The 12104-nt window shown below is 64.9% G+C and carries 12 protein-coding genes; 5 read left to right on the top strand and 7 right to left on the bottom strand.

Annotation, left to right across the window (positions count from 1 at the left end; all coding sequences use genetic code 11):
- Window positions 1-36 precede the first annotated feature (36 nt).
- The 7 genes from O3301_RS09810 to O3301_RS09780 all read right to left on the bottom strand — a co-directional run bounded on the left by O3301_RS09810 (window position 37) and on the right by O3301_RS09780 (window position 5804).
- Window positions 37-1293 (bottom strand): IscS subfamily cysteine desulfurase, encoded by a 1257-nt coding sequence (locus O3301_RS09810; protein ID WP_099667139.1) that lies wholly within the window; start codon window positions 1291-1293, stop codon window positions 37-39.
- A 40-nt stretch (window positions 1294-1333) separates the two neighbouring features.
- Window positions 1334-1810: a Fe-S cluster assembly transcriptional regulator IscR gene (gene iscR / locus O3301_RS09805; RefSeq protein ID WP_065310626.1), complete on the bottom strand. Its 477-nt coding sequence runs from the start codon at window positions 1808-1810 to the stop codon at window positions 1334-1336.
- 204 nt (window positions 1811-2014) lie between these two features.
- Window positions 2015-2566, bottom strand: coding sequence for an NADAR family protein (locus tag O3301_RS09800; RefSeq protein ID WP_099667138.1), 552 nt, complete (start codon window positions 2564-2566; stop codon window positions 2015-2017).
- 38 nt (window positions 2567-2604) lie between these two features.
- Window positions 2605-3384: a uracil-DNA glycosylase gene (locus O3301_RS09795; RefSeq protein ID WP_305056250.1), complete on the bottom strand. Its 780-nt coding sequence runs from the start codon at window positions 3382-3384 to the stop codon at window positions 2605-2607.
- Between the two features lie 133 nt (window positions 3385-3517).
- The gene (gene maiA, locus O3301_RS09790; protein WP_305056249.1) at window positions 3518-4168 is read right to left on the bottom strand and encodes a maleylacetoacetate isomerase; all 651 of its coding nucleotides are present in this window, start codon (window positions 4166-4168) and stop codon (window positions 3518-3520) included.
- Between the two features lie 11 nt (window positions 4169-4179).
- Window positions 4180-5208 (bottom strand): fumarylacetoacetate hydrolase family protein, encoded by a 1029-nt coding sequence (locus O3301_RS09785; RefSeq protein ID WP_099667135.1) that lies wholly within the window; start codon window positions 5206-5208, stop codon window positions 4180-4182.
- Window positions 5209-5270: 62 nt separating this feature from the next.
- On the bottom strand, window positions 5271-5804 hold the full coding sequence (locus O3301_RS09780; protein WP_092710160.1) for a VOC family protein: 534 nt from the start codon (window positions 5802-5804) through the stop codon (window positions 5271-5273).
- Between the two features lie 118 nt (window positions 5805-5922).
- On the opposite strand from O3301_RS09780, the gene O3301_RS09775 reads away from it, so the two are divergent.
- The 5 genes from O3301_RS09775 (at window position 5923) to O3301_RS09755 (ending at window position 12016) form a co-directional block, all read left to right on the top strand.
- On the top strand, window positions 5923-6858 hold the full coding sequence (locus O3301_RS09775; RefSeq protein WP_077407156.1) for a LysR family transcriptional regulator: 936 nt from the start codon (window positions 5923-5925) through the stop codon (window positions 6856-6858).
- 53 nt (window positions 6859-6911) lie between these two features.
- On the top strand, window positions 6912-7496 hold the full coding sequence (locus O3301_RS09770) for a gamma-glutamylcyclotransferase (protein WP_305056392.1): 585 nt from the start codon (window positions 6912-6914) through the stop codon (window positions 7494-7496).
- A 212-nt stretch (window positions 7497-7708) separates the two neighbouring features.
- Entirely contained in the window at window positions 7709-10111 is a 2403-nt protein-coding gene (locus tag O3301_RS09765; RefSeq protein WP_305056248.1) for a sigma 54-interacting transcriptional regulator, read from the top strand.
- A complete protein-coding gene (locus O3301_RS09760) occupies window positions 10086-11306 on the top strand; it encodes a DUF917 domain-containing protein (protein WP_305056247.1) in 1221 nt (406 codons plus the stop codon). The genes O3301_RS09765 and O3301_RS09760 overlap by 26 nt, the downstream gene beginning before the upstream one ends.
- A complete protein-coding gene (locus tag O3301_RS09755; protein ID WP_289916439.1) occupies window positions 11303-12016 on the top strand; it encodes an aspartate/glutamate racemase family protein in 714 nt (237 codons plus the stop codon). The genes O3301_RS09760 and O3301_RS09755 overlap by 4 nt, the downstream gene beginning before the upstream one ends.
- Window positions 12017-12104 lie beyond the last annotated feature (88 nt).

Below are 12104 nucleotides of genomic sequence, written 5' to 3'. Positions count from 1 at the left end.
TCTTGCCGGCCCTGTCCAACAGGGCCAGGGTATTGGTTAGTGGGCAGCCCATTGGATCGAATTGATATCGATGCCATCTTTAAACATGTCCCACAGCGGCGACAGGTCGCGCAGCTTGTGTACTTTCGATTTCAGCAGGTTCACGGCGAAGTCGATGTCTTCCTCGGTCGAGAAGCGGCCGATGGTGAAGCGGATCGAGCTGTGCGCCAGTTCGTCGCTGCGGCCCAGGGCGCGCAGCACGTACGATGGCTCCAGGCTGGCCGAGGTGCAGGCCGAACCGGACGACACGGCGATATCCTTGATCGCCATGATCAGCGACTCGCCTTCGACGTAGTTGAAGCTGACGTTCAGGTTGTGCGGCACGCGGTGCTCCATGTCGCCGTTGATGTAGACTTCTTCGATCTCTTGCAAGCCCTTGGCCAGGCGGTCGCGCAAGGCCTGGATGCGGCCGATTTCGCTGTCCATCTCTTCCTTGGCGATGCGGAACGCTTCGCCCATGCCGACGATCTGGTGCGTCGGCAGGGTGCCCGAACGCAGGCCGCGCTCATGGCCGCCACCGTGCATCTGCGCTTCCAGGCGCACGCGCGGCTTGCGGCATACGTACAGGGCGCCCACGCCTTTCGGGCCGTAGGTTTTGTGCGCCGTGAAGGTCATCAGGTCGACCTTGGTCTTTTGCAGGTCGATGACGACCTTGCCCGTCGCTTGCGCGGCGTCGCAATGGAAGATGATGCCTTTCGAGCGGCAGAACACGCCGATCTCGTCGATCGGCTGGATCACGCCGATTTCGTTGTTCACCAGCATCACCGACACGAGGATGGTGTCCGGGCGCACGGCCGCGGCCAGCTGCTCGACGGTGATCAGGCCGTTATCCTGCGGTTCCAGGTAGGTCGCTTCAAAGCCGATGCGTTCCAGTTCGCGCACCGTGTCGAGCACCGATTTGTGCTCGGTCTTGACGGTGATGATGTGCTTGCCCTTGGTCTTGTAGAACTGCGCCGCGCCCTTGATGGCCAGGTTGTTGCTTTCCGTCGCGCCGGAGGTCCAGATGATTTCGCGCGGATCCGCGTTCACCAGGGCCGCCACGTGGCCGCGTGCCTCTTCCACGGCTTTTTCCGCCGTCCAGCCATACATGTGGCTGCGCGATGCCGGATTGCCGAACTGCTCGCGCAGGTAAGGAATCATCTTGTCGGCGACGCGTGGATCGATCGGCGTCGTGGCCGAGTAATCCATGTAGATCGGGAAATGCGGTGCGGTTTCAAAGTGCACTTGGCCTACGTTTTTTTCTGGGGCGTTCATCAATAACTCCTGCAATCAGCAACTGGTATTTTTGTCATTATCAACCGAGGGCGGCGTGGTTACGGTGCATCACCATCACGCTTTGCTCGGCATTCTTTTGTCTCTGCTGGTCGACCAGGTCCTGCAAGGACACAGAATCCAGATAATCGACCATTTTTTCGTTGAGTGTGGACCACAATTCATGCGTCATGCAGCGCGCGCCCGTGGCCGCGTCGGCGCCGTGGCAATGTTCCTTGCCGCCGCACTGCGTGGCATCCAGCGGTTCGTCGACGGCGATGATGATGTCGGCCACCGTCACCTTGTCGGCGCGGCGCGCCAGGCTGTAACCGCCGCCTGGGCCGCGGATCGATTCGACGATCTCATGCCGGCGCAGCTTGCCGAACAGCTGCTCCAGGTAGGACAGGGAAATCGACTGGCGCTGGCTGATACCGGACAAGGTGACCGGTCCCTTGCCCTGGCGCAGGGCAAGATCGATCATCGCTGTCACGGCAAAACGGCCTTTTGTAGTCAGACGCATACATCCTCTGGTCAACTGGTTTAAAATATTGCGGCTTTTCAACTCCTCAAACCCCGAGTAGTTGAATGATTTAGTCAAGTATAACAAATTCGGCGGGGTTTGTCAGAGCGCCCCTCGATGACCACAGGGCTGGAAGGGGCATGGCCGGCCGCGCCAGGCGCGGCGGCATCAGGAAAACAACAGTCGGGAAATTGCAGGGCGTTCTCAGCCCCGTAAAGCGGTCCGCACTTTCATCAGTTCAAACCCCAGCAGGTTCAAGCCGTCCCAGCTGGCGGGGTCCAGGATGCGCGGATTGTCCGACGCCAGGCCCACGCCCCATATCCGGTCGACGGGACTGGCTTCGACGATGACGCGCTCGCCCGTGCCCAGCAAAAACTTGCGCAGCGCAGCCTTTTGCGAGAACTTGGCAAAGTTGCCATCGAAAACGATGCCGGCGCGCGCCGCTTCCCACACCCTGGCGTCGAAGTTCGCCACTTCGCGTCCCAGCTTCTTCACTTCCGACGGCCGCTCGGCCGCCACGATGCGCGCCTGCACGGCCGTGTCGCCAAACAAGGCCGCCTTTTGCGCCATCATGTAATGCTCGGCCGTCGCATACGTCACGCCGGCCAGGCTGAACGGCGATGGAAACCACTGGCTGAAGCAGCTTTTGTCGGGCACCTGCGGCTGCGCCGGCGTGTGCCCCCAGAAATACAGATAGTCGGGCACGCCGCCCGCCGCGATCCACGCCTTCAATTCTTCCACGTTACTGATTTGCATATTCCCCGCACTTCCGCCAGACAGGCGATGATTCAAGCTCAAGCACGCAATAGTTGCATGGGGCCAAACAAGGCCTGCATGTCACGATTGCCGATAAAGGACAGATTATACGGATGTTCCGCCGTCACCTGCGGCAAGGATGCCGCCACCGGCAGCCGTTTGATCAGCTCGGCGATCTTGCCCCACAGCACCAGTTGCGGCTGCACCGCCCCGCCCTGCTGCGCCAGCGCTTCCAGCACCACTTGCAGGAAAGGCAGCCAGCCGCGCGCATCCTGCACGGGCGGCACGTGGGAACGGAACACCAGCGCCGCGTTCAGCAGCAAAAAGCCCTGCTGCGTCATCTTGCGCTGCAAGTCGGGCAGGGTCTGGATCACGCCGCTGTCCGCTTGCAGCGCGGCCGCCGCCACGGGCGCCATGGCCGCGCCGGAGGTATCGCCGCCCTGCAGCTGGCCATCGGCCACCAGTAGCATCTTCATGAAGTTGCGCAAGGACGTGGCGCGGTTGACGGGTTTCGACAGGCCCGTGGCCGACCACAGGCTGCCGACGGCGCCATCCATGAAACACACGCCCGTGGCGCTGTCGGCGCGCGGATACGGCCCCTCGCCCACCAGCACGTAGCGCACCTGCGCCATCGGCAAGGCAAAGGCGGCGAACAGCCGGCCCTGCGTGGGCAGGTAATCGTCGGCGGCCAGCGCCGGCAGGTAGGCGGGATCGGCCGCCATCACGGCCTGCAAGCCGCGCAGCAGGATGGGACGCCAGGAAGCGTGCGCCAGGGACAGGGCATCGGTGATACTGGCAGGAACGGTTGTTGCGGTCATGGGCACGTGAAGTATTTGGGCAAACGCAAATTGTAGCGCACCGGCAAGATGGCATTGACTGATCAAAATCAAGCACGCATAAAAAAACCCCGCCTGTTGCCAGACGGGGCTTCCCGCACCGCGCCGTGTGTTGCTATTCGGCGTCAGGCTGCTGCGACGGGTGCGCCGCAATAAAGGCTGGCAAGCCAGCGCAATGCGCATGGATGCGCGCCACGCGCGGATACGGCGCCAGGTCGATGGCAAAGCGCAGCGCATTGAACACTTGCGGCACCAGGCAGCAATCGGCCATCGTCGGGCTGTCGCCGTGGCAGAACAGGCCCGTGCCGGCAGGATCGCCCTGCGCCAGCAGCGCTTCCACGGCCGCCAGCCCCTCGGCCATCCAGTGGCGGTACCACTCCTGCTTGACCTCGTCCGACAGCCCAAGCGTCCCTTTCAGGTATTTCAGGACGCGCAGATTCGTCAGCGGATGGGCGTCGCAAGCGATGGCCAGCGCCAGCGCGCGCACGCGCGCCCGTTCCAGCGGATCCGCCGGCAGCAAGGGCACGCCAGGGCGCGTCTCTTCCAGATACTCGAGCATGGCCAGCGACTGCGTCAGGATGGCGCCGTCGTCGTCGAGGGCCGGCACCAGCGCCGACGGATTGACGGCGCGGTAGGCCGGCAGCAGCTGCTGGCCGCCATCCTGCAGCAGATGCACGGGGATGCTGTCGTAAGCGATGCCCTTGAGATGCAAGGCGATGCGCACGCGGTAGGCGGCCGAACTGCGGAAATAGGTGTACAGCTTCACGGGCGGCCTCCTCAGGCGCGCGTGGCGCCAGCGTACAGGGCCACGGTCTGCTCGATGCTGCCGAAGATGCTGGCGCCGGCCGCGTCGCGCATCTCGATGCGCACCGTGTCGCCGAACTTCAGGTACGCCGTCTTTGGCGCGCCGTGTTCGATGGTTTCATACATGCGCACTTCGGCCAGGCAGCAGTAGCCGACGCCGCCATTCTCGATGCTGGAGCCAAACAGGTTGCCCTGCTTGTTCGACACGGTGCCCGAGCCAACGATGGTGCCGGCGCCCAGTTCGCGCGTCTTCGCCGCATGGGCGACCAGTTGCGCAAAATTGAAGGTCATGTCTTCGCCCGCATTCGGCTTGCCGAACGGTTTGTCGTTCAAGTCCACCAGCAGCGGCAAATGCAGCTTGCTGTCCGCCCAGGCCGCGCCCAGTTCATCGGGCGTGACGGCGACGGGAGAGAACGCGCTGGCCGCCTTCGACTGGAAGAAACCGAAGCCTTTCGCCAGTTCGCCCGGGATCAGGTTGCGCAGCGAGACGTCGTTGACCAGCATGACCAGGCGAATCGCCTTCGCCGCGTCATCCACGCCGGCGCCCATGGCCACGTCGCCCGTGATCACCGCCACTTCCGCTTCCAGGTCGATGCCCCACTCTTCCGACAGGGCGAAGACGGGGTCGCGCGGGCCGATGAAGCTGTCCGAGCCGCCCTGGTACATCAGCGGGTCCGTGTAGAACGAGGCCGGCACTTCCGCGTTGCGCGCCTTGCGCACCAGCTCCACGTGGTTGATGTAGGCGGAACCGTCGGCCCACTGGTAGGCGCGCGGCAGCGGCGAGTGGCACTGATTGGCATCAAACGGCTGCGCGTCCGGCGCCTGGCCCGCGTTCAGGTTGGCGTACGCCTGTTCCAGCTTGGGCGCGACGGCGTCCCAGTTGTCGAGCGCCGCCTGCAGGGTGGGGGCGATGGCGGCCACGCGCTGGTACTGGCGCAGGTCGCGGCTGACGAGGATCAAGGCGCCGTCGCGGCTGCCGTTTTTCAGGGTTGCGAGTTTCATGGTATTCCTGGTTCGGTGTATTGGTCAGAGAGTGTCGGTCTGCAGCAGTCAATCTGCTGCGCTCAGGCGTCGGCCGGCGCGTGCATCCAGGCGGCGTGCTTCGGCGCGCGGCGCGTCTGCGACCATTCTTCCAGCATTTCCCATTTGACGGCGTCCAGTTTGGCCATCATTTCCGGCGTGCCCACGTTGGCCGCCAGCTCCAGGCGGTGGCCGTTCGGATCGAAGAAATAGATCGACTGGAAGATGGCGTGGTTGACGGGGCCCAGCACCTCGATGCCGCCGGCCACCAGGCGCTCCTTGGCGGCCAGCAGTTCTTCCATGCTGCCCACTTCCAGCGCCAGGTGCTGCACCCAGGCCGGGGTATTGCGGTCGCGGTCCATCGGCGGCTGCGTCGGCAGCTCGAAGAAGGCCAGCACATTGCCCTGGCCCGCGTCGAGGAACACGTGCATGTAAGGGTCCGGCGCCTTGGTCGACGGCACCAGGTCTTCGGCGATGGCGAGGACGAAATTCATGTTCAAATGCTTGACGTACCACTCGACGGTTTTCTTCGCGTCGATGCAGCGGTAGGCGACGTGGTGGATCTGCTTGATTTTCATGCGGTCTGTCTCCGATGGATGGCGCCCTGGGCGCGATGTTTTTCAGCTTTTCACCATTAGAATCCAGTTACAGCTATCATACAAACAATTTTTAACCATCGATTTATCGGATTATCTTATGAGTCCCAGCCTGCGACAGATGCGCGCCTTCGTGGCGCTGGCCAAGACGGGCAGTTTTACCCTGGCCGCCGAATACCTGCACGTGACGCAGTCGGCCTTGAGCGGCTTGATCAAGGAACTGGAAAGCGTGCTGGGCGTGCGCGTGGTCGAGCGCAGCACGCGCAAGACGCAGCTGTCGGAAATCGGCCGCGAACTGTATCCGCTGTTCGAAAAGATGATCGAGGACCTCGACGGCGCCATGGCCGGCATCGCCCAGCGCAAGGCCCTGAAAACGGGCATGGTGCGCATCGCCGCGCCGCAGATGATGGCGTGCACCCTGCTGCCGGAAGTGATCGCCGCCTACCGCCAGGCGCATCCGGACGTGCAGCTGCGCCTGGTAGACTGCCCCGTGGAGAATGTCTCGGCGCGCGTCTTCAGCGGCGAAGTCGATTTCGGCATCGGCCCCGAGCGCGATCCGACGGCGGAAATCGCCGCGCAAGTGCTGTTCGAAATGCCCTTCGTGCTGGTCTACCCCGAGCAGCATCCGCTGCGGCAGAAAGAGCGCGTCACCTGGGCCGACGTGGGCGACTATCCGTTCATTTCGCTGCAGGGCCAGTTCACGGAACGCCTGCTGCGCGACATGCACGGCGCGTTTCGCGAGCTGTCGCTCAATCCCTACAATGAAGTGACCTTCATGACGACGGCGCTGGCCATGGTCAGCGCCAACCTGGGCATCACGGTGTGCCTGCCGTACGCGGAACCGATGGTCAAACTATACAATTTGCACATGCGCGCCCTGCACGAACCGGAACTGACGCGGCGCTTTTTCGTCTACACGAAGACGGGCCGTTCGCTGTCGCCGGCGGCCGAAAGCTTCATGGCCTTCCTGTTCCGCTTTGTCGAGACGCACGAATGGAACGTGGGAGCGGGCGGCCCGGCTGGCGCCGTCTTATAATCGCGCATCGCCCCCTCACCGCCTGCACCATGACCCAGCCCGACCTGTCCGCCATCGACGCCGCCACCATCGCCATCAACCAGCGCATGACCACATTCGACGGCCATGCGCAGGTCTGGCTGTTCGGCTATGGCTCGCTGATCTACAAGGCCGATTTTCCCTACATCGAACGGCGCCCCGCCAGCATCGCCGGCTGGACGCGGCGCTTCTGGCAAGGTTCGCACGACCACCGGGGCACGCCGATGGCGCCGGGCCGCGTCGCCACCATCGTGCCGCAGGCGGGCGCCGTGTGCGACGGCATGGCCTACCTGATCACGCCCGAAGTCTTCGCCCACCTCGACCACCGCGAAAAGAACGGCTACCTGCGCCTGGCCACCGAGATCACCTTCGACGATGACAGCAAGGCCGAAGGCCTGGTGTACATCGCCAACGAGGAAAACGCCGCCTTCCTCGGTGCCGCGCCGGAACTGGACATCGCGCGCCAGATCGCCCGATCAAGCGGCCCCAGCGGCCCGAACAGCGACTACCTGCTGCATCTGGCCAACGCCCTGCGCGAGCTGGGCAAGAGCGATCCCCACGTCTTTGCCATCGAGCAACATCTGGCGCAATTGAAGGATGTGCCGCCTGCCGCGCAGTGAGCTGCAGCGGGCCGCCGGCTTGCATGATGCAAGCGATGAAAATCTTTTTATTGTGACAATTGGCGACTATCGCCGTTTCATTAACGCCCATAATCGGAACGCGCGATTCCTTTATGCCCGAGTAGGGCAATGGCACGCGTCAGGAGGCAGCGGGGCAAAACAAAAATGATGGCCCTGCACGATCGGAGCGAATTCATCGGAGCGAGACGACCATGTCCGACAGGTCTATGCTGCAACAGCATGGCAGGCAGCCGCATTACGTTCTGCCCGGGACGGGCACCATTGCTCCTGTGCAAGCCCCCCTGCACCGCGCCAGCCTCGGGGGCGGGCTGAACGTCATTGGCAGCTCCCCCATCTTCCAGCGCCTGCTGCGCATGGTCGACGCCGTGGCGCCGACCCGCTGCACGGTGCTCATCAGCGGTCCCACCGGTTCCGGCAAGGAAATCATCGCCCAGCTCGTGCACCGGCAAAGCGGCGATCCCGGCGCGCCCTTTGTCGATCTCAACTGCGGCGCCCTGCCGGAACACCTGATCGACGCCGAACTCTTCGGCCATACCAAGGGGGCATTTACGGGAGCGCTGAGCAGCCGCGCCGGTTTTTTCGCCCAGGCGGGACAAGGCACGCTGTTTCTCGATGAAATCGGCGAATTGCCGCTGGCGGTACAGAGCAAGCTGCTGCGCGTGCTCGAATCGCGCTGTTTCCGGCCGCTGGGCGGCGGCGATACCCAGCCGTTCAACGGCCGCATCGTGGCCGCCACCCATTGCGACCTGGCCGCGATGGTGCAGGCGGGCCGTTTCCGCGAAGACTTGTATTACCGGCTGGCGGTATTGAAACTCGACGTGCCGGGCCTGGATCAGCGCCGCGGCGACGTCGCCGCCCTCGCCGCGCACTTTGCCGGGCAGCAAAAGCGCCCCATCCGCTTTACCGCCACCGCCATGGAACGCCTCGGCCGGCATGCCTGGCCCGGGCATATCCGCGAACTGCGCAACCTGGTGGAACGGCTGTCGATACTGGCCGAATCGGCGCTGATCGATGCCCACAGCCTGGAAGCGTTCCTGTCGGCGGGCAAGCCGCAGGACGCCGATCACACGCTGCTGGCGGAAGCCCTCATGCGGCTGGACGGAGACGACAAGCTGGCGGCCGCCGAACAATTGCTGATCGACTATGCGATGCGCCTTGCCGATGGCAACAAGACGACCGCGGCCCGCCACCTGGGCATCAACCGCAAGGTCATCGAACGCCGCGTGCATGGCGACGAGGAGCGCAGCAATTTCGCCCGCGTCTGCCTGCTGGAGGGACGCGCGCTGATCGAGGCGGCCCGCTTCAAGGAGGCCATCGAAGTGTTGCGCCGCGGCCTCACCTTGCTGGCCGCCGATGCGCATCCCTGCACCGCGCACCGCCTGAGCTGCGACCTGCACCGCTGGCTGGCGATTTCGCACCGTGGCATCAGCGGCTGGCAAAGCGCCGAAGCGCTCGCCTGCTACCAGCAGGCATTGCAGGAAGCGGCGGCGCTGGGCGACGAGGTGGAAATCACCGCCCTGCGGTTCGGCATCTGGAGCTCGCAACTGATGGCGCTGGACCTGGTGGCGGCGCGGGCAACGGCGCAAGACATGTTGCAGCGGGCGCAAGCGATAGGCGACACGGACTTGCTGTCGCAGGCCCACCTGGCCCTGGCCAACACGCTGTTCTGGCTCGGCGACTACCGCGAGACGCTGGCCTGCCTGGCGCGCGGGCACCTGCTGTGCGGCGCGGCAGCGGCCGACACGGGCGGACAGGGCCTGGACATCGCCGCGCTGTCGACCACGTTCGAAGGCCTGTCCTGCTTCCAGAGCGGCGCCTTCCGCCGCGCGCGCGCGGTGATGGAACACCTGGCGTTGCGCGGCGGCGCCGACAACCCGCACCCCTTCCATCGCGCCATCGCGCTGCAAGGCGCCGCGTGGCTGGCCTGCATGTTCGAGGACTGGGTCCGGCTGGCAAGCCTGGCGGCGGACCTGCAAACCGTCGCCAGCGAATACGGCTATCAATTCTACCTGGGGGTGGGGCAGATATTCCATGCCTGCGCATTGGCAACAGGCAACATCCATGCGCAGACCGAACAGCGCATCGCCGACGGCTACCAGCAATACATGCTGTGCGAAGGCGGCATGCTCTTCCATTCATTCCAGGCCTGGAAGCGGGGCGAACTGCTGCTGTCGGCAGGCCAGCCATCGCAAGCCCGGCAACTGCTGCACGGCGCCATCGAACTGGCGCTGGAACATGGCGAACGGGCCTACCTGGTCGAATTGCTCGACATGCATGCCCGGACGTGGATCGCGGTGGGCGACCTGGACAACGCGGAACGCGAACTGGGCAGTGCGCTGTCGACCGCCAAGGCGCTGGGCGCCGCGGCCGGCAGCCTGCTGGTGGCGACCCGACTGGCGCAACTGCTGCTGCAGCGCGGCCGCCGGCACGAAGCACTCGATCACCTCACGCGCGCCTTGCGCGGCGTGGAACGCGACACGGCTTTTCCCCGGTTTGCCCAGGCGCTGCAGTTGCAGGCCGTCCTGGCGCAAACCATTTCCATGCCATGCCAACCTGAGGACCCGCAACATGAGCTATGTGCTGAACCACGATGACCTTGAATCGCTGTTGCTGGGCGCCTGCTTCTTCGGCAGCGGCGGCGGCGGCACGCTCGCTTCCGCGCGCAGCCTGCTGGCCCAGTTCCACGCCGGCGATTATTATCCGGACGCCCAGGTGCGCGTGGTCGGCGTCGACGAAGCCACCGCTGGCGAAACGGTCATGGTCGCTTACCTGGGTTCGCCCGTGGCGATCAATGGCGCCCATTTCCCGCAGGGTCCCGTCGATGCCGTGCTCGCCGTCAGGGAGCGCCTGGCGCTGGAAAATCGCACCTTGGCCTACCTGGCGCCGCCCGAGAGCGGCGCGCTGGGGTTTCTCGTCGCCTGCCTGGTCGCCGCCCGCCTGGGCCTGGCCGTGATCGACGCCGACGGAGCCGGCCGCGCCGTTCCCTCGCTGCCCCAGCTGACGTATGCGGCCGCGCACATCAATCCGCGCCCCGCCTTCCTCGTCAGCCAGACGGGGCTGCGCGTGGAACTCGACGTCCAGCCCAGCCAGGGCGTGAACGGCGCCCATGCCCACCAGCAAGACGTGGCAACGATCATCGACCAGATGATGCGCCCCATCGTTTCGCAGGCCGATTTCAAGCAGTTCGGCGGCCTGGCCATGTGGATCATGGCGCCGGCGGAGCTGGCCCGGGCGCTGCCCGTGCGCGGCACCCTGGGACGCGCGCTGCGCCTGGGCCGCGAACTGCAGGCAGGCCGCTTGCGCAGCGCGGAGGAAGTGGTCGATTACCTTGCGCGGCAATGCGACATGCGCGCCTGGCCATTGTTTCCACAGGGCACGTTCGTCGCCGCCGAAGTCGACTCGCGCAATGGCTTCGACCTGGGCAAGATCACCATCCGCGCGGGTGAACGGCTTTGCACGGTCCTGTACCAGAACGAATCGCTGCTGGCCTGGGACAGCAGCCGCAGCACGCCCCTCTGCATGGCGCCCGACACCATCAGTTACTTTGTCGAGGGCGATGGCCAGGCCGTGTATTCGAATGGCGACTTGCTGCTGCCGGACGGCACGCTCAACCCGGCCTTGATGCAGCGCAAGGTGACGCTGCTGGGCCTGCAAGCCCATCCGGCATTGCGGGAACGGGACGGCCTGATACTCGACAGCTTCATGCAACTGATCAACGCCATCGGCTACTTGGGACCCTACGTGCCGCTCACGGGCAACGCCGGCGCCGCGGCAGGGAGCGCCGCATGAAGCCGCTGCGCATCTGCATCGTGGCGCCGGTGGCCACGTCCATCTACAACCAGCGCCTGCTCGACGCCATCGAGCCCGTGATGCCGCCCGATGTCGAAGTGTCCGTGCGCAATATTTCTACTGGGAACGACTGCATCGAATACCGCGTCGACTGGCTGCAAAACGGCTATCCGGTAGTGCAGCTGGCCAGGGAAATCGAACGCGAAGGCTATGACGGCATCTGGCTCAGCGACTTCGACATGTGCGGCGTGGAGGCAGCGCGCGAAGTGATCGACATCCCCATCCTCGGCGGCTTCCCGCCCGCCGCCTTTACCGCGCTGGCCCTCAGCCAGCGCCTGTCGATCATGACGATACTGCCCAGCACGCTCGCCATGCAGCAGGGCCACATGCAGACCTACGGCTTGCAGGACAGCTTCGCCTCCATCCGCTCCATCGACTGTCCCGTCGCCGACCTCGGCAAGCTGGACACGGTGGTCGAAAAAACCTTCAAGGCCGCCATGCTGGCCATACAGGAAGACGGCGCCCAGTCCATCCTGCTGGGCTGCACAGGCTTTGTCGGCGTCGCCGCGCGCGTCAGCGCGCAGCTGGAAGACGCGCTGCAGACCTATGTGCCGGTCATCGATCCGAACCAGGCAGGCTTCAGCTTCCTGGTGTCCCTCGTGCGCATGCGCCTGCGGCCCAGCCGCGCCTGCTACAGCAAGGATAGCTGAACCGCCGCACGCGCCCGCGTCACGCCATGCCGTGTCCCGGGCGCCCCCTCCCCGTCCTTGCCGCCTGCCGTTTTCGTCCATCCCGCTC

It is taken from the genome of Janthinobacterium sp. SUN211 (genome assembly GCF_030587315.1).
GTDB lineage: Bacteria > Pseudomonadota > Gammaproteobacteria > Burkholderiales > Burkholderiaceae_D > Janthinobacterium > Janthinobacterium kumbetense.
The sequence above is the reverse complement of the archived record's forward strand: the minus strand, read 5'-3'. Positions and strand labels throughout refer to the sequence as shown.